The organism is Telluribacter roseus, from assembly GCF_017355915.2.
Taxonomy (GTDB): Bacteria; Bacteroidota; Bacteroidia; order Cytophagales; family Spirosomataceae; genus Telluribacter.
In genome coordinates, this window is sequence record NZ_JAFEUV020000001.1 from 617,781 (window position 1) to 639,836 (window position 22,056).

The 22,056-nt window shown below is 53.8% G+C and carries 18 protein-coding genes; 2 read left to right on the forward strand and 16 right to left on the reverse strand.

Going from position 1 to position 22,056, the window contains the following annotated elements:
* Positions 1–83: 83 nt before the first annotated feature.
* Together JTN23_RS02595 and JTN23_RS02600 are read right to left on the reverse strand one after the other, a co-directional pair.
* Complete coding sequence (locus JTN23_RS02595) at positions 84–713, reverse strand: MgtC/SapB family protein (protein ID WP_247232155.1); 630 nt, start codon at positions 711–713, stop codon at positions 84–86.
* A gap of 103 nt (positions 714–816) precedes the next feature.
* Positions 817–2,106, reverse strand: coding sequence for an aminopeptidase P family protein (locus JTN23_RS02600; RefSeq protein WP_247232157.1), 1,290 nt, complete (start codon positions 2,104–2,106; stop codon positions 817–819).
* A 197-nt stretch (positions 2,107–2,303) separates the two neighbouring features.
* Between JTN23_RS02600 and JTN23_RS02605 the strand changes: the two genes are divergently transcribed.
* Both JTN23_RS02605 and JTN23_RS02610 read left to right on the forward strand, forming a co-directional pair.
* On the forward strand, positions 2,304–3,830 hold the full coding sequence (locus tag JTN23_RS02605; RefSeq protein ID WP_247232159.1) for a S8 family serine peptidase: 1,527 nt from the start codon (positions 2,304–2,306) through the stop codon (positions 3,828–3,830).
* A gap of 84 nt (positions 3,831–3,914) precedes the next feature.
* Positions 3,915–4,571 carry an HAD family hydrolase gene (locus JTN23_RS02610; protein ID WP_247232161.1) on the forward strand — a complete coding sequence of 219 codons (657 nt, stop codon included), beginning with the start codon at positions 3,915–3,917 and terminating at the stop codon, positions 4,569–4,571.
* A gap of 206 nt (positions 4,572–4,777) precedes the next feature.
* Here JTN23_RS02610 and JTN23_RS02615 read toward each other — a convergent pair whose 3' ends face one another.
* From JTN23_RS02615 to JTN23_RS02680, 14 genes are all read right to left on the reverse strand, one after another.
* Positions 4,778–5,686 (reverse strand): NAD(P)/FAD-dependent oxidoreductase, encoded by a 909-nt coding sequence (locus JTN23_RS02615; protein ID WP_247232162.1) that lies wholly within the window; start codon positions 5,684–5,686, stop codon positions 4,778–4,780.
* 156 nt (positions 5,687–5,842) lie between these two features.
* Positions 5,843–6,265 (reverse strand): hypothetical protein, encoded by a 423-nt coding sequence (locus JTN23_RS02620; protein WP_247232164.1) that lies wholly within the window; start codon positions 6,263–6,265, stop codon positions 5,843–5,845.
* A gap of 82 nt (positions 6,266–6,347) precedes the next feature.
* Positions 6,348–6,746 (reverse strand): GNAT family N-acetyltransferase, encoded by a 399-nt coding sequence (locus tag JTN23_RS02625; RefSeq protein WP_247232165.1) that lies wholly within the window; start codon positions 6,744–6,746, stop codon positions 6,348–6,350.
* Positions 6,747–6,760: 14 nt separating this feature from the next.
* Entirely contained in the window at positions 6,761–8,005 is a 1,245-nt protein-coding gene (locus JTN23_RS02630; RefSeq protein ID WP_247232166.1) for a hypothetical protein, read from the reverse strand.
* Between the two features lie 57 nt (positions 8,006–8,062).
* Positions 8,063–11,749 (reverse strand): ABC transporter permease/M1 family aminopeptidase, encoded by a 3,687-nt coding sequence (locus JTN23_RS02635; protein WP_247232167.1) that lies wholly within the window; start codon positions 11,747–11,749, stop codon positions 8,063–8,065.
* Positions 11,746–15,387: an ABC transporter permease/M1 family aminopeptidase gene (locus tag JTN23_RS02640; RefSeq protein ID WP_247232169.1), complete on the reverse strand. Its 3,642-nt coding sequence runs from the start codon at positions 15,385–15,387 to the stop codon at positions 11,746–11,748. The genes JTN23_RS02635 and JTN23_RS02640 overlap by 4 nt, the downstream gene beginning before the upstream one ends.
* On the reverse strand, positions 15,384–16,316 hold the full coding sequence (locus tag JTN23_RS02645) for an ABC transporter ATP-binding protein (protein WP_247232171.1): 933 nt from the start codon (positions 16,314–16,316) through the stop codon (positions 15,384–15,386). The genes JTN23_RS02640 and JTN23_RS02645 overlap by 4 nt, the downstream gene beginning before the upstream one ends.
* Positions 16,317–16,416: 100 nt before the next feature.
* Positions 16,417–16,746 (reverse strand): potassium transporter KefB, encoded by a 330-nt coding sequence (locus JTN23_RS02650; RefSeq protein ID WP_247232173.1) that lies wholly within the window; start codon positions 16,744–16,746, stop codon positions 16,417–16,419.
* Between the two features lie 77 nt (positions 16,747–16,823).
* A complete protein-coding gene (locus JTN23_RS02655; RefSeq protein WP_409049424.1) occupies positions 16,824–17,129 on the reverse strand; it encodes a winged helix-turn-helix domain-containing protein in 306 nt (101 codons plus the stop codon).
* A gap of 56 nt (positions 17,130–17,185) precedes the next feature.
* Positions 17,186–17,830 carry a hypothetical protein gene (locus JTN23_RS02660; protein WP_247232177.1) on the reverse strand — a complete coding sequence of 215 codons (645 nt, stop codon included), beginning with the start codon at positions 17,828–17,830 and terminating at the stop codon, positions 17,186–17,188.
* A gap of 67 nt (positions 17,831–17,897) precedes the next feature.
* A complete protein-coding gene (locus JTN23_RS02665) occupies positions 17,898–18,341 on the reverse strand; it encodes a DUF1810 domain-containing protein (RefSeq protein ID WP_247232179.1) in 444 nt (147 codons plus the stop codon).
* A gap of 79 nt (positions 18,342–18,420) precedes the next feature.
* On the reverse strand, positions 18,421–18,807 hold the full coding sequence (locus JTN23_RS02670) for a ribosomal maturation YjgA family protein (protein ID WP_247232181.1): 387 nt from the start codon (positions 18,805–18,807) through the stop codon (positions 18,421–18,423).
* A gap of 31 nt (positions 18,808–18,838) precedes the next feature.
* Entirely contained in the window at positions 18,839–19,627 is a 789-nt protein-coding gene (locus tag JTN23_RS02675) for a hypothetical protein (RefSeq protein ID WP_247232183.1), read from the reverse strand.
* Positions 19,628–19,739: 112 nt separating this feature from the next.
* Positions 19,740–21,947 carry an FG-GAP repeat domain-containing protein gene (locus JTN23_RS02680; protein ID WP_247232185.1) on the reverse strand — a complete coding sequence of 736 codons (2,208 nt, stop codon included), beginning with the start codon at positions 21,945–21,947 and terminating at the stop codon, positions 19,740–19,742.
* Positions 21,948–22,056 lie beyond the last annotated feature (109 nt).

A 22,056-nucleotide genomic window follows, 5' to 3' on the forward strand; every position in this document is an offset into this window, starting at 1 on the left:
TAGAAAAATATGCGTTTCCGGGCATTGCAATTTACACCCATTTCTGTTTTTATGCCTAACCCGGAAGAATGACCTTACTCATACTAAAAGTCAAATTCCACTACATCAGAGTCATTCAATAAATATTTTGTGAGTTTTTCGTGCTGCTTTTCACTACCCTGTAAGGTCCAGTTGCCACTGATGCGATCACCGGTGCGGTTCTGCTTACCCCGCATCACATCCAGCTTATATTCCCTGAAAAGCTCCTCGTAGCGCTTGAGGGTTTTTTGCTGGTACTTGGTCACGATGCGGTAGTTCCGGATCTGGTTCCTAGTCTTCATGAAGCTCTGCAGCGGGATCAGGGCTATCAGTGACAGGATCACCAGGGCAAAGGTAAAAAAGGCCATTTCGTAGTAGCCCGCGCCAATGGCCATGCCCATGGCCGCTGTTACCCATACGGCTGCCGCCGTCGTAAGCCCTACTACCTGATTATGCTCCCTAAATATGATCCCTCCACCAATAAAGCCGATACCCGTAATGACATTGGCGGCAATCCGACCCGCGTCCAGACTTACTTTAATGGAAAGAAGCGTGAAGAGGGTAGAGCCCAGGGAAATCAGAATCATAGTCCGCAAACCAGCCGATTTGCTGCGGTATTCCCGTTCCAGGCCGACAACGGCACCAATGACAAATGCTAAGAGTAGTCTTAAAAGGTCCTCCGGTGATAAGTACATAGATAAAGTAGGCGATGAAGTGTACAAAAAGCACCGGCCAAGTTCCCAATGGTACCTGGCCGGCCTGACTAATGCATATACAAAAAATATACCTGCTGCTGCTCTAGCTGTTCATGATCTCTTCAATCTCTTCGGCCTCAATGGGTATATCTGCCATCAGGTCCTTATTGCCGTCGGCGGTGATGAGGATGTCGTTTTCCAGACGAATACCCAGGCCTTCTTCGCGGATGTAGATACCCGGCTCACAGGTAAATACCATACCCGGCTCGAAGCGACGGTACTTGTTGCCTACGTCGTGTACGTCAAGGCCCAGGAAGTGCGAGGTACCGTGGGGGAAGTACTTCTTGTAAGCGGGTAGTTCGGGGTCCTGCTTTTCGATGGCCTCTTTGGTAAGCAGTCCCAGCCCGATCAGCTCACTCTCCATCACCTTACCTACCTCTACGTGGTAGTCGTCCCAGATGTTGCCGGGTACCAGCATGGATTTAGCCGCTTTGAACACCCGCAGTACCGCGTCGTATACCTGGCGCTGCCGCTCCGTAAAACGGCCGTTGACCGGGATAGAGCGGGTCAGGTCGGCATTGTAGTTGGCGTACTCAGCGGCTACGTCGAGCAGGAGTATTTCACCGTCCTTACAGGGCTGGTTGTTCTGGAGGTAGTGGAGCACACAGGCATTAGCCCCCGAGGCGATGATTGGCTGGTAGGCAAAGCCGCGCGACCGGCTCCGTACAAACTCATGCAGCAGCTCGGCCTCTACCTCGTACTCCATCACACCGGGCTTGACAAACTTCAGCAGGCGGTGGAATCCGGCGCGGGTGATGTCGCAGGCTTCCTGCAGGAGGGCCAGTTCCTGGGGCTGCTTGATGGCCCGCAGGTAGTGCATGAGTGGCGCCAGGCGGTCCAGCTGGTGCAGGGGGTACCTTTCGCGGAACTCCCGGATGTACCGCGCCTCACGGGTCTGTACCAGGGAGTCGTTGCGGGTATGCTCGTTGGTGTTGAGGTACACACGTTCGGCTTCAAACACGATATTGCGGAATACCTGCTCAAACTCATGGGTCCAGTAGATGCGTTGAATACCCGATACCTCGCGGGCCTGCTCTTTTGTCAATTTTTCGCCTTCCCACACGGCTATGTACTCGTTGGTTTCGCGCAGGAACAGCACCTCCCGCATCCTCTCGTCCGGGTGCTCGGGAAACAGGACCAGGATCGTCTCTTCCTGATCTACCCCCGACAGGTAGAACAGGTCCGTGTTCTGGCGGAAGCCCATGGTACCGTCGGCGTTGGTGGGCATGATATCATTGGCATTCAGGATGACGAGTGACTTGGGTTTCAGGATACTGGCCAGCCGGCGACGGTTTTCTATAAACAGGGCTTTGTCAATGGATTGGTAACGCATGATAGTTTATTTATGAGGAACACTTTTGACGAATCGAATAATTAATTACGTTTAACTCCCTATAGTCTTGTCGGGTTTTGGATAGACCGCCAGCCAAATGGAGTACTACAGAAAGTCAGGCACTATAATTTTACAGCATAAAGCTATTGATTGACCAAAATTACAAAACATTACCAAACTAATTTTTTCCTGATTGTATGAAAGCCAGACTTCTCGGTATACTCTTACTTCTACCCCTATTTCTTTCTGCTCAACCCAAGTACTGGATATACCTGAAAGATAAAAACTCTGCTGACCAGCCAGCTGTATCCGAAACGACCATGCAGAACCGTAAGCTGCTGGGACTGCCCCTCTTCGACGAAACCGACCTGCCGGTGCAGGCAGCTTACGAAAAGGAGCTGACCAATGTCACCGTTACGATCATCAACCGGTCCAAGTGGCTCAATGCCGTATCGGCTACGCTGACGCCCGAGCAGGCGTACCGGGTATCGAAGCTCCCCTTCGTCACCGACGTGGTACCTATGACCTCCGGCTTCTACATAGCCCGTACCCAGCCCGTAGATAAAGCGCAGCTGGCTCCGGTGATGGCGCAGGTGCAGTCGGAGGCTTTTATGCAATCGGGTTTTACGGGTAAGGGCGTAACTATTGGGGTGATTGACGCGGGTTTTTACGGGGCGGATTCGTCCTATGCCCTGCGTGATATATTCACCAGCAAGCGGGTACTGGGCATTCGTGATTACGTCAAGCGCGACCGTCCGGCCACACTGTTGTACACTACGGCGGAGTCATTCTCCGATGTACACGGTACCGAAGTAATGGCGGCTATCTCGGGAATGGATAAGAACGATAACATCCAGTACGGCATGGCCATGGATGCCAAGTTTTACCTGGCTCGTACCGACTACTCACTACGCGAGTGGCGGGGCGAAGAAGACAACTGGATCGCGGCTATGGAGTGGATGGATAGCCTGGGGGTACGCCTGATTAATACTTCACTGGGCTACGCCCGTGGGTTCTCAGATCCCAAAGAAAACTACGAACCCAAGCAGATGGATGGCAAAACCAGCGCCATCAGCCGCGCGGCCCAAATGGCCTCGGACAAAAAAGGTATGCTGATCGTGGTATCGGCTGGTAACGAAGGCGAAGACAAAAACTGGCGCATTATCTCGACTCCCGCGGATGCCAAAGGGGTACTTTCCATCGGAGCTACCAACCAGCGGCTCTGGAACAAGATCGGGTACAGCAGTATCGGGCCGGAGTTCCTGCCGTACCTCAAGCCCAACGTGTCCTGCTTCTCGCTCTATGGTACTTCGCTGTCGGCACCGGTGATCACGGGCTTTGCGGCCTGTCTGATGCAGGCTCACCCCGAGCTGAATAACAAGGAGCTCATCGACCTGATCGAGAAGTCGGCGCACCTGTACCCGTACGGCAACAACTACGTAGGCTACGGAGTACCCCTGGCGTCCCGTGCGCTGGCACTGGCCAAGGCTCCCTATCTGCCCTCGAATGGTACCGCAGTTAAGGCCGACGGCAAGAGCATAGAGGTACCCGTGAAGACCTCGGAAAGCACAGTGGTGATCTACCGCAAGAAGAACAAAAAGGACGTGATCGCGCAGCAGGTGGCTAAGGTACAGAATGGGGTAGTATCCCTGAAGCGCCAGACCGGTGAGCAGTACACGACCATTGACCTGAAAGATCAGGTGGTAGAGGTAGCCTGGGAGTAAACTTCCATTTTACATCCAACTCAATACTATTTTCATCCTACGGGCAGGCTGGACCTGCCCTTTTTTTTACTGTAACTTTGCCCCATGGAAAATACAATAGCTGTCATTTTTGACATGGATGGCGTGATCTGCCATACCAATCCGTACCATTCGAAGGCCTTCCGGGAGTTTTTTGCCAAGCGCGACCTGTCGCCTACCGACGAGGAGTTTGCCCAGCATATGTTTGGCAAGAGCAATAGCTATATCCTGAGCCACTTTCTGCAGAGAGAGGTAGTAGGCGAGGAGTTTAAGCAGCTGGAGGACGAAAAAGAAAGCCTGTTCCGCACCATCTACGAACCCTACATCGAGCCCATTGGCGGGCTGTTGGAATTTATTGCTAGTCTCAAACAGAACGGCGTCAAAACGGGCGTGGCCACTTCGGCTCCCTGTGCCAATCTGGACCTTATTATAGATAAGCTGGACCTGCGCAAACAGATGGAGTCCATTCTGGCCAGTGAAGACGTAACCAAGCACAAGCCCGATCCGGAAGTATACCTGACTTCGGCCCAAAACCTGGGGGTCGATCCAAAGCAGTGTGTAGTGTTCGAAGATTCGTACTCGGGTGTTTCGGCGGCGCTCAATGCGGGTATGAAGGTAGTGGGGGTACTTACCTCCCACACGCGCGAAGAGCTACCTCCCTGCGACCTCTACATCGAAAACTACCACGAGATGTCGTTCGCGAAGGTAAAGGAGCTGTTCTAGGGTCTGCTCGTCCCGATTTGCAATCGGGCGCGGCCCGGCAAGGGCATCTTTTTGTAGCGTCTGCGACGCGATGTAGTTTATTACGCGTCGCAGACGCTATACAATGCAACACCCAATTATAGATTGGGGCTAGCTAAGTCAAATAGAGAAGCCCGGCCATATAGGGAGCCGGGCTTCTTCGTTATATGCTATCGGCAGACTTAAATCTAAAACTCTTCGTCAATAAGATCTTTATTGATGACAGCTCCTGCTTTATTACCCGCCGCCACGGCGGCCGCAACTGACCGCATGCCATACGAGTTATCCCCTGCTGCATAGATGCCCGGTAGAGTAGTTCGCTGGAAATCATCCACTTTGATGAAACCATGATCTGTAAGCTCGCACCCGAGTTCATTAGGAATAGAACTATGCTGCTCAAAGGGGACGCGGGCAAAAAGAGCCGAAATAAAATAGCTGGTACCGCCCTTTAAGAGCAGATTCTGGATAGTACCCGCTTCATGTTCTACCTGCTGGATCTCTTCTTCAACAATCTCCACTCCTTTACTTTGCAGTTTGAGTACCTGGTCCTCATTCAGCGTAGAGGTACCGTTGGTAAAAAGTACCAGATCCTGGCTCCAGTTGCTTATGAGTTTTACGAATTCATAGCCCATGTCCCCGTTGCCCAGTACACCAATCTTCTTGTGGCGTACTTCATAGCCGTGGCAGTAGGGGCAGTGTAGTATAGATATCCCCCAGCAGGCGGCGAATCCTTCAATATCGGGCATGATATCTCTAATACCCGTGGCGAACAGTACTTTTTTAGCAGTAAAGGATTCACCCTCCGTGGTTTCAACTACAAATGTATTGGAGTCCCGACTTACCTTATTTACAACTGAATCCCTGAAACTAGCGGTGGGGTAGCTAAGGGTCTGGCTAATAGCTTTATTTCGTATCGCTTCCGGCGTTTCGCCATCCTCAGTAAGGAAGTTGTGCGAGTGCGGGGTCTGGATGTTGCAGGGCCTACCGCTATCGATCAGCAGCACCTTTCGTAACGAACGCCCCAGGGCCATGGCGGCGGAGAGGCCGGCGAAACTGCCACCTACTACTACTACATCGAATTTTTGTGTGTCGTGCATATGGATTGATTGCTATGATCAGACAAATGTAATAATAAAATCCATAAATGCAACAATGTTGCATTTATGGATTGGGTATGACTTCAGCTACTAAGGTATGTGACAACAAGCTAGTCCGCGAGAAAAGCGGGTTGCCCACTAGTAAGGAGGGTAATTTTATAACTTTTCAAATAAGAGTGTTTTCTGGCTGCTCCGATCCTCTTCACCATAAAAGTGGTGCTGTAATTCATAGAAATTAGGAATCGAAAGCTGTCGGCCTGATAGCTTCACCGGGTACTCAAACATAGCAGGCATGCTGCTGCTGTATATGACGCGCGTAATACGGAGCGTATTATCCTTGAGTTCGTAGCCAAACAGGCCGCTGCCAGGTTTGGGTACCAGGTACCCGCTTGCGTTAGGGGCCTTACCCCGCCTTACTTCCACCCATTCGCGGTTGATGATAAGGGTGTCCTGCCGGGCCGAGCGCTCCACCCAGGTACCCCGGATAGAAGTGGGAGAGACCTTATCTGACGAACAGCTGCTGCCCAGCACCAGCCAAGTGATCAGCAGGAGCATGGTTGACGGTAATAGAGTTTTCATCGGTGTTAATAAAGGTTAAGTACATCTGATAGACCCACTTCCTCATAGGATCGTTGGAAGAGCTACGGGGGATGGCACAGCCTTAGTATGTACGGTTTATGATAAAGCTGCTCTCCTGTTTGGTGAAGCCCACCTTAGGGTAGTACTCCATGGCTGTCGGTACCGATAGTAAAAGTACCATAGATTGCTCGCCTACTTTCTCTTTGGTGATCCCGATAAGTCTACGACCTATGCCTGCTTTCTGGTACTCGTGCTGGATCGCCAGATCGGCCAGGTAGCAGCTCCATACCCAGTCGGTGATGGAGCGGGCTACTCCCACGAGCTGGTCGCCGTCCCAGGCCGTCACGACCAGGTTTGCGTTTTGGAACATGAGTCGGATGCGCTCCCGGTCGTGGGTAGGGCGGGGCAGACCCGCGTTTTCGTAGAGTTCTATGACCTGCTCCGGGGTAGGAGTGGCGTCGGTCTTATAGGTTATTTCCATGGGTGGTCTGATGGCTACTTAAAACCAAATAAAAACGGAAACAGAAAGGTAACAATAGCTGCCCACAAAAAATACAGGGGGAGATAGGCCGCTATGGTCCGACCCACTTCGGAAATGTCTTTTTTTGAAGCCACCACTCCGTATAGCTTCCCCGTGACAAGTACCAGATTCACCAGGATCAGAATATTACTACCAAGTACTACCGTGCGGTTGGGAGTAAAGCCCCACTCCGATATCCGAAACAGAATAGCCGACAGAGCAATACCATTGACAATGATGGTAACTACCGAAAGCAGAAACAGCAGCAGGTGCTCGATGCGGTAAATGCTGGAGCGGGTACTTTCGGCTACTGAGAAAAAGATGATGGCCATGACTCCCACCAGCAGCACGTTGAACAGAATCAGAAACTCCCGGTCGTTGTAGGGATCTTTCTGGTAGATGAGGATGGCAATCAGGTACGCGACCAGCGTCACCAGTACCAGCGGGCAGAAGAGGCGGGCAATGACGGGGGATACCCTGTTGACGAGTTGAGGGTTGGTCTGGGTGAGGTAGGTGCCCACCAGGGGAGCCGCGGACAGACCAAAGATCACCACGTACTGGAAATAGAACTCTTCGATCCGGAGGCCGATCAGGGTAAAAAGGCCAATGGTGATTCCGGTCAGAAGTCCGCCCGTGATCAGGATCAGGCCGGTCATGATGATTAGTTCGCCATTAAAGCTGAGGTAGTCGAGGCGTTTGCGGAGGTCGTGACGGAACCCACCCGCAAAGGCTACACACAGGAGCGACCAGAGGAACAGGGGCAGGTGCAGCATGGATAAGGCTAGCGTATCACTCTTTGGGGTATCGGGAAGCAGGTTGATAAAGATCAGGGCAGCCAGCAGTAAACCGCCCAGCAGGAGTCGGTTCTGCAAGTCAGCTTTACGCTTCCAGACAAAATAGGCAATCAGGAATGGGAATAGGATAAACCCCACATTGCGGGTATAAAAGAACTCTTCCGGGATGGATAGAATTTGGGGCAGCTTGGCAGTGGTACCCGCCAGCAGGGCCGAGACCAGTATAAACAGCAGCTCACTGGTAGAGCCCCACGACAGCCCATCATCATCGTAGTTGAGACGGGCATTCCAGACATGAGCATAAGGGCTTTCGCTCAACTGCGGGTACAAAGTATTGAACTCCCGCTTAAAAGTAGGCTTGTTATCCCGGTACAGCTTTTCCAGCTGGCGGGGGTTGTCCAGGTTGGTTAGGATCTCGCTTTTCATATCCATAATAGGTTTTGCTTGGTTATATGTACTTTAATAGCTTCCTGAATAGTACGCTCAGTTCTCCATCTCTACCTTTCTTACATTATCGTCTATTTCCAGATCAATCAGCAGATGATTGGGGTCAATCCCGGCACGGTCAGGCTTTTCAGTCATAGTAAGGACGAACGTCTGCTTACCAGAGCGGATGCGGTGCTTTTGCAGGTGGAGTATTTTAGCCGATTTTTCATCTGCTGCCTGCGGAGCATATACGCCCACTTCTATCCAGTCATGCATAGGTACTTTTGTCTCCCTGCCGATGCTGTCGACGGTCACTTTACGCGCTTCCACGTCCAGCTTTACCTGCCAGGTACCTTTGGGGGTCTGCTTTGCAGTGGCTCGTTCTGTGCGGAGCTCCCAGAAGGTATTGGCTGCAAATAGATCATGCACCAGATAATGCAGCGAATCCGGCGTCACCGCCCGCAGTTCCCGATAGAAGTCGAGCGTAGTGGGTAGTGGCGGGTTAGGCGAATAGTCCCTAAGCATCCGTCGGAGCGCATCGTTCACTTTGGATTTCCCGATGTAATGCCTCAGCGCGAATAGCGCGAAGGGGCCTTTGCGGTACAGCATAAACCGGTTGTTGGCCCGGAGCAACGGAGGTGCCGCCCGCGAGCGGGGTACTTCATACTCCTGTCGCATCTGGGACATGTACTTGAGCAGGTGCTCGTAGCCCAGCGTTTCCTCCACCACCTGCATGGCAGAGTAGGTGGCGAAGCTTTCAATGAGTAAACCTGATCCCTCCACCGCGGCGGGAGCGAGGTGGATGCCCCACCACTGGTGCGCCACTTCGTGTGCCATGATGTGGTAGGGGAGGTCAAGGCCGCCTGACTTCGGGTTCATCAGGGAGTACCCTTCCGGGTAATCAATTGTCATGGGTTCGGCGTGCATCCCCCGGCCGGGACCTGGTCGCTCCAGTACACGAAAATAGGTGTACGGGTAAGGGCCAAACTCCTGTGCGTAGTACTCCAGCGAAGCCTGTGCACTTTTCACCATGCGCTCTACGTTGGCATCGTGGGTGGGATGATAGTAGATCTGAATCGTAACCGGTCTTGCTGTGCTTTCTGATCTCTGAGCATAATTTGTTTGACCGGAGGCCAGTGGTTTGGGTACCCACCGGGCTTCCCGTACGGCGTACCTGGCTGAGAAGAGGGCGTACTCATTAAGAACTGGTGCATTGGTGGCGTAGTGAAAATATCGGCGCTCCTGTCCTGAGCCTGACAAAGGGGCTTTTGTCCACGTACGCTTGAGAGTACCTGGTGCTACCGCGATCTGATCCTTTGTGGTACCTACCACAGCTTCAAAATCCATCCGTGTGGCATGCTGAGTATCGTAGCGCGCTGACACATCGTACAGGGAGGGCCTGGCCGGACGCGGAGCCAAACTATACTTTTTTCGGTCTTCCGCATCGCTCAGGCGGCGATTTTCATCGTAACCAATAGTGGGCATCCATTCGTTGCTATCAATGTGGCTACCATTCGCAACGACTGCGTCATTCATCCCACTGTTGCTGAATCCATTGGGCTTGATATGTACCTGGAAGCTCATCTGCACGGAGTCGCCGGGCCTGAGTGGTTCTTTTAAAGAATAGATACGATATCCGAGAGCTTCATCCTGAACTATTTGGGTAGCTGCCTGACTAAAAGTAATCGCTGTTATACTAAGGTTTGGAACGCTGGAAAGATGTATGGAGTCGATAGCTACCTGGCTACGGTTCACCAGAAGGTACGTTGCCCGAATGTCAGCCGCTCCATCCTCAGGATATAGCTCAACGTGTAGCCTGGTACGTGCCAGTACGGGCTGTGGTGTAGCTTCAAACGCTCCATAGCACCGCTCATACTCCGCCCGCATCTCCATCCGCTCCTCTTGACTCAGGTACTTATTCAGCACATTGGTATTGTAGAATACAAAACCACTTGATATGAAAACAAGAACCAGGGCCATCGCAGCGATGAGTTTGTGCTGCCCGAATCGGTGCCGGGCCAGGAGAAGCCGAGTTTTGGGTCCGCCTTCTTTGCTGCGCACCCAGAACAGAATAGCTACCACCGCCAGTAAAAAGGCCCATGATGCCCAATAGAACTTGAACCACAGCCAGGGTGTGATATAAGGTCCGAAGCCGCGCATGTCACTGTACGACCAGCCCGTGTCGGAGGCATACACCAGCATGTTATGCTCCACTCCGATCATGGAAGCAAAAAGTATGTAACCATACGCGGCGATTGCCACCATGAGCCCGAGGTACTTTTGATTCACCACGACATGGATCACGAATACAAGCAGTGCAAAGAGGAGGTAGTTGGTAAGCTGAATGCCGAAGAGCGCCCTGATGTATACGTTGATCTCGAAATGGTGGTACTCCATCACAAGTTGGTTAATGATTCCGGCCAACATCAGGAAGGCCATCCACGTAGTGATGATGAGCGCGAGCCCTACGAACCTACCCAGGAACAGGACCCGTTCGGGCACGGGCGTCGTGTCCGAGAGTTCATGTACCCCTGCTTCGCGTTCGCGCCAGACGAGCTCTCCGGCGTAGAAGATGGTGAGTAGGGGAATGATGATCCACTGGGTCTGGTAGCTGCTCAGCGGTGGGGTAAGTACCCTTAGTACTTCTTCCGTACGCGCCAGCAGCGGCACTCCCAACCACTCCATGTACTCGGTCGCGAACAGCCCCGTACCGATAGCCAGTATGGCTACAAGTGTAAGTCCAGCCTGGCTACCCGCAATCGCCTTGTACGAGGCCCAGGCAATGGTGCGTGTCTGGCGCAGATAGGTAGCAAATGCAAAATCACGGGTGATGTGGGGTATACTGGTCCGGCTGCTGGAATAGCTACGAGTAGGAGTTATCTCCAATGAAGGCTGCGCAGTGGGGAGTGCCGGATCGGGACGGCGCCCGAATAGGGGTAACCTTAGTACGTTTGGCGTAACATGGGCCAATCGAAACCGGACATAAGTAAATAGGAGCGCACCCGCAGCCACTCCAAACCACGTGATGCGGTTCCAGAGCCAGGTACCTTCCGGCAGGATTAGCCGTGTATTCTTGTCGATGGGTGTCCAACCTTCCATCTCTACGATAAGGCTGGTACCGAGCAGGTCCATCAGGCTGCCGAGTACCTTCCACTCCAGCGCGTACCGAACCGTGGTACCACCAAACTGCGAAAATATAATGATAACAATGCTGGCGATATAGCTGGCAATGGCCCGACCACTCAATGTGGCGAACACAAACTGGACGGCCGTAACAACAACTACAGTAGGCAAAGCCAGGAAGCCGTAGTTGGTCAGATAAGACGCCAGACGCCATGGGGCAACAAACTGCGTCTTAGCCCCGGGGCCATAGAAGGAGAGGAGCATTCCGACGTAAAGGGCCAGCAGGATCAGGACATTGAGAGCCAGGGCTGCGAGGAAACGTGCACCCAGATAGATTAATTTGCTTACCGGCGTAGTATACGTAAGCGGATGCATCCGTGTCTGTATATCCCGGGTTGCCGAATCGCCTGCCACCACGCCGCCAATCACAACCCATATCGCGCTACCGAAGACCGTAAAGAAGGCAATGGTACCGGGAGCATTCAGATAAGTGCCGTCGGTGAGATTAACTAATCTTAGTAGTATAAATCCAAACAGAAGAAATGCCGTAAACAGGAGCCAGGTCGAGACATGACCTAGCTGATAGCGGAATTCGTAGCGAAAGATCGTATTGAACTTCATAGCTTTATCTCCTTCCTATTATCATCTGTTTTTTGTTCAATGAGTAGTTGCCGGGGGTCGAGGTCAATTAGGTCGGGCTTGTACGGTACCGTTACCAGGATGGTTTGCTTGCCGGAGCGGATGCGACGCTTCTGCCGGTAGAGCGGCTTGTCAGAGTCTTTGCCCTGCTCACTTATCCCTATCTCTACCCAGTCATTCATAGGTACTTCCTTTTCAACACCTGCGCTGTCGGCTACCACTTTACGTGCCTGCAGGGCGAGCGTCACCTCCCAGGAGCCGGTCCCTGTTTGCTTCGCCGTTGCTCCATCTGTCTTGAGCTCCCAGTACGTGTTCACCTCAAACAGGTCGTGTAGCAGGTACTGCAGAGTATCAGGCGTCACCGCTTTTAGCTCACGGTATAGATCCAGCGTTGTTGCCAGTGGAGCCTCTCCTTTTCGATGCTTCTCTACCAGGCTCCTCAGCGCTCCATTGACCCGCTCCTCGCCAAGGTACTCACTCAGTGTGTACAGCGCGAACGGCCCCTTGCGGTAGGACATGTACGGGTCAAGTCCCCGGAGCAACGGTTCACCCCGCCGGATCTCCGGACGTATCTGAGACACCCGCAGGAAGTTTAAGAGTCGCTGGAGCTCTTCACTCCCCCTGGTATGCTCCACGGCTTTTATCGCGTAGTACCAGGCAAGGCTCTCGGACATCACCGGCGCTCCTTCAACGTTGGCATAGGGGACCGTCCACTGGTGCGCCATTTCGTGCGCCACCACGGCTGAGGGGAAATCAAAACTATCCTGCGTATCATTCAGGTTCCAGAGGGCAAATCCCTCCGCGTAGGTGAGCATACCCCCTTCGGCGTGCATACCCGTGCCGTTGCCGGCCCCTTCGACTACACTCAGGTAGCCGCGCGGGTAGGGACCAAACTCTCTGCTGTAGTAGTCCAGGGAAGTCCGGATACTCCGAACCAAGCGGTCCAGGTGCGCCGTATGCTGCGGGTTGTGGAAAATCTGTATGTCTACGGTTTGGCCTGAGCTATCCGGATTTTTCCACTGCACTTTATGTACCACATAATTGGCGGAGAAGAAGCCCCATTCGCCCCCGGCTGATCCAGCTGTTGCATAGTGGAAGTACCGGCGCACCTGCCCTGGGCCTGACGATGGGCCTGTTGTCCATGTCCGGCGAAGCGCGCCCGGAGCAACGGCTACCTGATCCGAAGCAGTGCCTACCACCGTTTCAAGCGTGCCTCCCCCGGTGCCCTTATCCTCTATTGCTTTGAGGTCGTAGAGCGAGGCAATCACCGGGCGTGGGGCAAGACCGTGTTCCCGCCGGTCAGGGGCATGGAGCAGTTCGCGACTCTTTTGGTAGCCGATGGCGGGTAGCCAGCTGTTCGTGAAGTACGTGCCATTCGCAGCCACGGAGGCGTCTACACCATTCTCGTGGAAGCCATGCGGCTTGACCAGCACCTGGAATGCAAGCTGTAGGGAATCACCGGGCTGTAGAGGCTTGTCCAGCGTATAGATTCGGTGGAAAAGCTTCTCGTCGGTCAGCACATGAGCCACGGGGCGATTGAACCTCAGGGCTTGGGTTTCAACTCCGGGCACCGTGGCCACATGAATGGAGTCTATGTCTACATCACTGCGGTTCACGAGGTGGTACGTGCCGCGAATCTCTACCGTTCGCCGCTCAGGATAAATCTCTATATGCAGTTTGGTCGCCGCAAGTCGGGGTTGTGGGGTATCAGCATAACGCGCGTAGCGGAGCTCATAGGCAGCGGCCCGCTCTTTGGTTTCGGAAGCGGTGTGATAGTCGTTCAGTACATTCGTGTTATAGAAAATGTAACTGCCCAGTATCAGGATAAGCCCTGCCGCCACCCCGGCAGTCCAGGCTGTGTGACGCGTGAGACGCCGCCGCGCCAACTGTAACCGCACGCGGAAACTGCTCTCCCGGCCGCGTACCCAGAGCAGCCTCGCCGCCACCGCAAGTAGCAGGGCCCACGCTGCCCAATAGCCCTTGAACCACAACCAGGGCAAGAGGGACGACCCGAAGCCCCGCATCCCGGTATAGGACCACCCCGGGCTGGCGCCGTAGATGAGCAGGTTATGCTCCACTCCAAACAGGGAGGCGAGGGCGATGAATACGAAGGCAATGATCGCTACCAGATGACCGATGTATTTGTGGTCTACCACCACATGCACCACGAGGGCAAGCAACGTAAAGAGTAGGTAATCAGTCAGCTGAAGCCCGAACATGATTTTCAGGTACAGCCCGATCTGGAAGTCATAATAATCCATCATCACCTGAGCAAGCATCCCCGCCCCAATCTGGAGAGTTAGGAACACGACGAGCAGGAGGGCCAGGCCCATGAACTTACCCAGGAAAGAGGCCCAGTCCGATCCGGGCATCGCATCGGTGATTTCGCCCATTCTGGCTTCGCGTTCGCGCCAGACCAACTCACCGGCGAAAAAAACGATAAGGAACGGGATGATGACCCAGCGACTCAGCTCATCGGCCAGTGGGGCAGTCAGTTCGGAGATGACCCGGATGGTAGTGGGTACCAACGGAACGCCATTAGACTCCATTTGATCGAGTACCACCGGGATGGCTAGGAGCGGGATGAATGCCAGCATGAATAGTCCGGCCCAGCTCGTCACGATAGAGCCAAACGATGCCCACGCGACGGTGAGCATTTGATGAATGTTGGTAGTGAAGCCAAACCGCCTCTCCACCTTCGGGACGTAGACTGGCGTATCTGCAATAGCACCAAGGACGGCAGGTACTGGTGCGTAGGCTTTCGCTGTGGCTCCTCTAAACGGAGTGAAAAGCTGCCTCATGCGGCTCCACGAGGCGCTTCCCGTACGATGGGCAAATCCAAAGCTCAGGTAGGTGACTGCAAGCCCTGCCAGACCAATGCTGACCCACAGAAGGCGGTTTGTAAGTACAATCCCCTCCAACCCGATCAGGCGCCGGTTCTTCTCGATGGGTGTCCATAGATGCGCGATATCTTCTACTACAAAACGAATACCGATTGGATCCAGTAATGTGCCAAGGCCTTGTTTGAAAAGAAGGAAGGAGGCTACAAAGAAGCCCATGAAGATGATAAGGAAACTGCCGAAGTAAGCCCCCATGGCACGGCCGGTTCTTGCAGCCACGAAAAACTGGATAGTGGTAGCAGCAAAGGCATTCGGCAGCGCAATGTAGGCGTAGGCGGTAACAAAGGCAGCGGGCCGGAACGGACCGATCAGCTCGGCATCCACGCCGGGCAGGTAGACGCCCAGCAGGATGCCTGCCTGCACGGCAAGCAGAATCAGTAAATTGAGAACAAGAGCTGCCACGAATCGCCCTCCCAGGTACTCAGCCTTACTGACGGGGGTGGTGTAAATAAGAGGATACATGCCCGTGGTCACATCCCGAGCGGCCGCATCTCCGGCAATGGGCGCAGCCAATACCAGCCAGAGCAGACTACCAAAAACGGTGGTCTTCGCGATACCAAACGGAGAGTTGAGAAAGAATTCGGAATAGAGTACCTCCGAGACGGAGCCGTCCCTGGTCATTAGAAAATCCAGTACGAGCAGGACGATGACGAAAAGCCACGGCCAGGGGCGACGTACCTGGTAGATAAACTCAAAGCGGACTATCTCCCGGAACTTCATAGGGCGACCACAGGTTTATGAGTACCTATATGACCGGCCATGGTACTGAAGTACACATCTTCCAGGTCCGGAGCTACGGGCTCAAAACCATTTCCCGGATCTTCCTCGCTGTAGATATGGACGACGGTGCGGCCGCTGAGTAGCTTAGTGGATATGATCCTGTACTCACGCTCCAGCTGGGAGAGCGCACTCTTCTCGACGATTCTGCGCCAGATGTGGCTCTGCAATCCATCTATTGCCTTGAGCGGCTCCGCTTCGAGCAGGATCTCACCCTTATTGATGATTGCCATCCGGGTGCAGAGTTCGCTCACGTCTTCGACAATATGGGTGGAAAGGATCACCACACTGTTTTCACCCAATTCGCTGAGCAGGTTCAGGAAGCGCACCCGCTCGGCCGGATCCAGCCCCGCTGTCGGTTCATCTACAATCATTAGTTTTGGATTTCCCAGCAGGGCCACCGCCACCCCAAAGCGCTGCCGCATACCTCCCGAGAACCCTCCCAGCCTTTGCCTCCGTACATCCCACAGGTTGGTTTGCCGGAGCAGGGCTTCCACTACCTCCTTTCGCGCCTTTCGTTGGGTGATGCCCTTGAGTATGGCAAAGTAATCGAGCAGATCCTCCGCTCGGGCTTTGGGGTAGACACCAAATTCCTGCGGCAGGTAGCCGAGCGTCTGACGTACTTCGTCCTTCTGCTTCAGTACGTCTATGACAGGGCCTGCCGATGGGTCGCCGAGGCGGATGCTGCCTTCGTCCGGCTCCTGCAGGGTAGCCAGGATGCGCATCAGCGTGGACTTACCAGCTCCGTTGGGTCCCAGCAGGCCGTACATCCCATTCGGAATAGAGAGCGATACGTTTTTCAGCGCCTGCACCACCTCGGTGGACCGGCCGTTGGAATAGCTCTTGGAGATGTTGGAAATTTCGAGTGTCATAGCTTTGGGTGTTAAGTAGCTTCAGATTCAGGCGGGAGTAGGGTTGATCAGAATGAGATAGACTTTAAATTCTTATATGGATGAAGAAATCATCGGGGAGTTAATCGGGCCCGTTTAGCCCCACGATCAGCGTCGCCGCCAGCAGCAATACATAGATCAGCAGGCTCAGTACATTGGCCAGGTTCCTTCTCCAGCCGCCCTGGTACCGCATAAAGTCCATCAGGTAGTACACCAGTCCACCCAGCGCACCTCCGAAGGGGACCGTAAGGAAGGGGAGTATCATCAAAGTCCTGGGATTAGGATTGGGCTCGCCTCCAAGGAGCATGAAGACGATCAGCAGGGCAGTAGCAAAGCCCGCTCCCTGCAGCATGCGGGAACGCAGCGGTCTGGGATGAACGGGCGTGTCGGCGGTGGAGCTTCTGGTTGTCATAGTCGTTCCCGGTTTATGTAAATATGATAAAGTTTAAAAGTACTTTGAATTTCAAAGTAAGTGGGTAAAAAAATAGACTACGGATTACGGTTGTCCAGAATCAGGCGCTCGAGTGCATCCAGATGATTCCTGAAAGCTTCCTTACCGGCGGGAGTAGCCTGGTAACGGGTGTTAGGCTTGCGCCCGACAAACTGTTTTTCTACCCGCAGGTAGGCTGCCTCTTCGAGTGCACGCAGGTGACTGGCCAGATTACCATCCGTCAGCTGCAGGGTCTCTTTCAGAAAATTAAAATCTACACTTTCCTCTACCATTAGTACCGACATGATACCGAGCCGTGCCCGGCTCTCAAAATCCTTGTTGATATCTTTCAGGTATTCCTTCACATTCTCCATATAGGGCATCCGTTGGGCTTACTCTCTACTTAATGTATTCAAAGTACTCAATTAAGTACCTGCTGGGGTGACCGTTCGTACTTGTAGTACATGACTGCTCCGTACACCAGATGAAGTACGCCAAAACCCAGTGCCCAGGCCAGAAAACCATAATCAACAATGAAGCAGGCTAGCAGGCCCAGTGCCAGTTCACAAAAGCCCAGAGACCGTATGTCGCGGTAGGTATACTTGCCGCAGTTGATGAGGCCCAGGCCGTAGAACACCAGCATGGATGGCGCGATCAGGGAGTAGTACTGGTGGTACAGTAGCACCAGACAGAACACACCGCCCGCCGCCAGCGGGATGCTTAAATTCACGACTACGCGCTGAGCTTGACTGTTCCAGACCGACTGCTTTACCTTGTGGGCATTCCGGGTGGTAAAGTAAACGGCCGTACTGATAGCCAGTATCAGCACCACCACAGCCACCGCCGCCAGAAACAAGCCCGTCTCCTGCTTGACCGGATCGTTGTACAAGTTCTGGTACGTTAAGCCCCGGCTACTCAGGTGCCACTGGATGGCAGCGACTCCCACCAGTGCTGACAGACCGGCACCTATACCGGATAGTCCGCTCAGGGAGATAAAGCGGGAGGAACGATCCATTATAGTACGGATCTCACGTAGGGCGGCGAGTTGTTCGTGTTGCTCTGTCATATCAAAGTACTTTGCGATACAAAGTTAAATTAATTTTTGAAATGTCAATAGCAGCGGACGGAAAAAATTACAGTTGCTCGTCTCCCATCTCACGCAGGATCTGGATGGTACGGCCGTCTTTCTCGCCGTTGAAGTAGCAGTCCAGTACCTGCTCAAATACCCGGTTGTCGTTGCTCACCTGCCCAAACAAGGTCATAGAGGATCGTAGCTTGAGGTCGTCCGGAGTACCCATAATGTCAAGGGCCGACTTGTTCCGGACCGACAGCAGGGCCTCGGATATCTCCCGGAGGCGACTGCCCAGTACGGGGTGGGAGAGGTAGGCAGCGGCCTCTCCCGATGATTTGATGGCGTAGTATCGGGATGTTTCGGTTTGTCCTAATCCAAGGATCTGCGGAAATATAAACCACATCCAGTGGCTCTGCTTCCGGCCATTGCGTATTTCCCGCAGGGCATCGTGATATACATTCTCCTGCGCTTCCAGAAAACGATTTAGGTCATACGTATCAGTCATGGTGTAGTAGGTTGGATATACGTATCCGGATGTAAATAAGTGTTCCTGACTGTAGATCCCAAAGGTACGGTTGAGACTCTTAGCGTAAGGCTACTTCCTTCTGATGCCAGGGCCTTTCCAGTACCAGCACCAGGGCGGTACCCAGGGTATAGGCCAGCATATCCAGCCACTCAAACTGGTGCCCCAGTACCAGTAGAGCCAGCCGATGGTGCTGTATCCCCAGCAGCTCTACCAGGTTGCCATATTGCAGGGACTCTACCAGGTACGCGAATACTAAAGACCCAACGGCCGCTGGCAGCACCGGTACATTGATTAAGCCCCTGACCACACAATACACCAGGATCACCACCAGGAAGTCTCCCCCGTAGGGCCGGATGATCGGGTCCTGCAGGTACCTGGCAATTAGGACTTCAATAATAAAAAGGGCAATGGCCCATAGGACATACGTCTTCCTGAACGTAAACATACAAGGACTCTCTAAAACTGGGAGGGTGGTACTATTTCAATACAGGGAGCCCAAGTAAATATAATTTCTTTGCTTTTCCGACTATGCGGCCCTTTTCCCAATGGTAGTCGTCGGAGTACAATCCGTCGAGCAGCGTGTCCAGATCTTCCAGCGTGTAGGTGCGGGCGTTGGATACCGCACCGTCCCAGGCAAAGAAGAGAGGGATAATGGGAATCAGGTACGTAAATACAATCTGCTGCCAGGTCAGAGGCCGGACCAGCGGCGTGATGAAGAAGGGGATCAGGAAGTTGAGCGGAAGCGCGATCCACCACAGCCAGATGGGAAAGCTGTTGTCGCTGATCTCGAATATACAGATCGGCTGCTTCTGCTCTTTGGCATCCCGCAGTATGCCCCTTGCTACTTCGGGCCGCATGTGGTGCATACTACCGACCATGGTACGTACCCCTTTCATAGCCGGATTGACGTCCGTGGCATCCACGGGCGTAGTCAGATACCTGATGGGCTGGTCTGGTTTGTTATTGATCTGTTGGGCCAGTTCGAGGTTGGGGTACAGGTCGCTGAGTGTCAGGGTTAGATTCTGTATCCGGTGTTTCTGTCGGATGGTATTCACTACCTCTATCATCGGTCCGCCACTACCCGAACAAAGGTCAACAATGGCCGGTGTAGGAGTATGCTTAAGCGCCCGGTAGATCAGTCCCGCCAGTTCGTCGCCCGATCCAAGCAGCCGGTGCATGACTACGATCAGTCGCGTGAGGCTGGTCCGAAGCCAATGGGGGAACCAGGCAAAATCTTCAAATTCAAAGAGGTGAATGCGCTTCATGGAGAGCTAAGGTAGTTTGTGTTCGTACGGCAAAGCTATGTAAATAGTCACTCTACTTTAGCAGTCGGAGGCGCATGAGTATTAAATATTTGTTTAATACAAAAATAACTAATCAAAAGGTACCATTTCCCTTGTTAAGGGCGATCCAAACGCCCTGATCACCAAAGCCGATCACATCGGCGCAGCGGTCGCCGGTCAGGTCCGTTACGAAGCGGGGGTGTTTGTCTACGTGCCAGCTCCCGGCATTGATACCAAAGTTCTTGATGACCCTGCGTACAGGATGAAAGGTACCATCGCCCTTGCTCAAAGCTACGTAGACCCCATCATTGCCAAAACCCACAATGTCGGCCGTTCTATCTCCAGTCAGATCTGCCAGGAAGCGGGGATGCCGGTCCACCCGCCAGCCCTGATTATAGCCAAAGTCATTAAGTACTAAGCGGGGCGGCTGGAAGTTGCCCTGGCCGGTGTTAACACAGGTCCATACGCCGTCATTACCGAAGCCTACTATATCCGCCCGTCCTTCACCCGTCAGGTCTGCCAGAATACGGGGATGTTGATTTACCCGCCAGCCCTGATTGTAGCCGAAGTTGCCGATGACGCGGCGGGCAGGCTGGAAGCTGCCATTGCCGTTGCCCGTAGCCAGCCACACGCCATCATCAAAGAACCCTACAATATCAGCCGGAAAGTCACCGGTAACTCGGGCCACAAAACGCGGATGTTTATCTACCCGCCATCCCTGATTATAACCAAAGTTCTGAAGTACCAGGTGGTGAGGTTGGAAGGTACCATTTGGGTTGCTGATCGCAATCCAAACCCCGTGGTTGCCAAAGCCAACGAAGTCATCCCGGAAGTCGCCGTTCAGGTCCACCATCAGGCGCGGATGCTTGTCTACCCGCCACCCCTGGTTGTAGCCAAAGTCGTTAAGTACCCGTCGGGCCGGCTGAAAGGTACCATCTCCATTACCCAGAGCTGTCCAGACGCCGTCGTTGCCAAAGCCTACTAGGTCGGCTCTCAAGTCACGGGTCAGGTTAGCCAGGAGCCTGAGGTGATGGTCTACGCGCCACCCTCCGGCCTGGTACCCAAAGTTAGCCAGTACGAACCGGGGCGGCTGAAAGCTGCCATCTCCATTATTCAGGGCTGTCCATACTCCGGCATTACCAAAGCCTACTATATCGGCACGTCGGTCGCCGGTCAGATCAACCAGGAATCGCGGGTGCTGGTCTACCCGCCAGCCCTGCTCATAGCCGAAATTATTAATGATAAACCGGGACGGATCGGTTTCCGATTCCTGCGTTACAGCGCACTGGCTGTTGCCGGATAGTGCGGCTACGCCGTTGAGGTAGCTACCCGCGTAGAACTCCTGCTCGGGCGTAAGTACCAACGGGGGCGGCGTGAGGCTGTCGGGTATATGGTCGGGGAGATGCGGGGCCAGTTCCGGGGGCAGGTATTTCGCCAGAAACATCGTCACGAAGTCGGCCGTAGCTTCATCCACCAGCTTACAGGTCCCGCGTGACGGATGGCAGGGCGTAGTACCTTCGCGCAGGTAGTCCCAGTGCATCCCGTTCTCAAAAATAATTCGGTGTTTGGGCGTGCGCAGCTTCTCCCACTGGCCATGGCCGAACATAGTGGTCAGGAAATCAGAGCCACCGTGGATAAACAGCATCGGGATGTTCAGGGCCTCAATGGGCTTGGTGCCACCCGCCTGGCTATCCCAGGAGCCCCACACCCCACTCAGCGACACGTAGGCGGTTAGGTTGTTCCGTAGGGCAAAGCGCCCGGAAAGGAGGGCGCCGTAGGAGTGGCCGATGATTCCCGTAGCCGGAGGGGCCATCAGTACCTCACGGAACTCCCAGGTCTGACGCATCCAGCTGAGGGTACTTACCAGGGCTGGTAGGGCCGGATGACTGGGCGTAGCCGGATCTGTATCGCTAGAGGGTACATCCAGCACAGCTACCACATAGCCAGCCCGGGCCAGCTGAGCCGGCAGGGTCAGCCATGCCTTATACTGCTCTACCGCGCCGGGACAACTACCGTGTACGAACAGGATCAGAGGATAGCGGCCACAGCCGGCAAGTACCTGCGCTGAGAATACCGAACCATCCAGACTCGGAAAAAAGACCCGTAGGTTGACAGGCGCTCCCTGAGCAGGGGTATAGTCGCGTATGCCGTAGAAAACCGGAGTGAGGGCATTGGGTTGCCACCCGATCGGGCAGCTCGGCGGTGGAGGAATGGGCCCCTTTCTTTTACGTGGGAGGTCCTTGATGGCCGAGTGATGATCTTTGTGGGACCTGTCTTCGGGATGGAGTGATTGATCAGTCATAGCTTTCCCCTGAGTAAGTGAATACAACGATCGAATGCATGATCCAACCAGGCCCTGAGCCAATCCTGCTGCTGAATAAGGAGGTCCGCTGTTAATATGGCTGCTAGTA

What these genes read in the sequence shown, in the direction of transcription:
- JTN23_RS02595 (WP_247232155.1), bottom strand. Translation starts at nt 713, where the DNA reads ATGTACTTATCACCGGAGGACCTTTTAAGACTACTCTTAGCATTTGTC.
- JTN23_RS02600 (WP_247232157.1), bottom strand. Translation starts at nt 2,106, where the DNA reads ATGCGTTACCAATCCATTGACAAAGCCCTGTTTATAGAAAACCGTCGC.
- JTN23_RS02605 (WP_247232159.1), top strand. Translation starts at nt 2,304, where the DNA reads ATGAAAGCCAGACTTCTCGGTATACTCTTACTTCTACCCCTATTTCTT.
- JTN23_RS02610 (WP_247232161.1), top strand. Translation starts at nt 3,915, where the DNA reads ATGGAAAATACAATAGCTGTCATTTTTGACATGGATGGCGTGATCTGC.
- JTN23_RS02615 (WP_247232162.1), bottom strand. Translation starts at nt 5,686, where the DNA reads ATGCACGACACACAAAAATTCGATGTAGTAGTAGTAGGTGGCAGTTTC.
- JTN23_RS02620 (WP_247232164.1), bottom strand. Translation starts at nt 6,265, where the DNA reads ATGAAAACTCTATTACCGTCAACCATGCTCCTGCTGATCACTTGGCTG.
- JTN23_RS02625 (WP_247232165.1), bottom strand. Translation starts at nt 6,746, where the DNA reads ATGGAAATAACCTATAAGACCGACGCCACTCCTACCCCGGAGCAGGTC.
- JTN23_RS02630 (WP_247232166.1), bottom strand. Translation starts at nt 8,005, where the DNA reads ATGAAAAGCGAGATCCTAACCAACCTGGACAACCCCCGCCAGCTGGAA.
- JTN23_RS02635 (WP_247232167.1), bottom strand. Translation starts at nt 11,749, where the DNA reads ATGAAGTTCAATACGATCTTTCGCTACGAATTCCGCTATCAGCTAGGT.
- JTN23_RS02640 (WP_247232169.1), bottom strand. Translation starts at nt 15,387, where the DNA reads ATGAAGTTCCGGGAGATAGTCCGCTTTGAGTTTATCTACCAGGTACGT.
- JTN23_RS02645 (WP_247232171.1), bottom strand. Translation starts at nt 16,316, where the DNA reads ATGACACTCGAAATTTCCAACATCTCCAAGAGCTATTCCAACGGCCGG.
- JTN23_RS02650 (WP_247232173.1), bottom strand. Translation starts at nt 16,746, where the DNA reads ATGACAACCAGAAGCTCCACCGCCGACACGCCCGTTCATCCCAGACCG.
- JTN23_RS02660 (WP_247232177.1), bottom strand. Translation starts at nt 17,830, where the DNA reads ATGACAGAGCAACACGAACAACTCGCCGCCCTACGTGAGATCCGTACT.
- JTN23_RS02665 (WP_247232179.1), bottom strand. Translation starts at nt 18,341, where the DNA reads ATGACTGATACGTATGACCTAAATCGTTTTCTGGAAGCGCAGGAGAAT.
- JTN23_RS02670 (WP_247232181.1), bottom strand. Translation starts at nt 18,807, where the DNA reads ATGTTTACGTTCAGGAAGACGTATGTCCTATGGGCCATTGCCCTTTTT.
- JTN23_RS02675 (WP_247232183.1), bottom strand. Translation starts at nt 19,627, where the DNA reads ATGAAGCGCATTCACCTCTTTGAATTTGAAGATTTTGCCTGGTTCCCC.
- JTN23_RS02680 (WP_247232185.1), bottom strand. Translation starts at nt 21,947, where the DNA reads ATGACTGATCAATCACTCCATCCCGAAGACAGGTCCCACAAAGATCAT.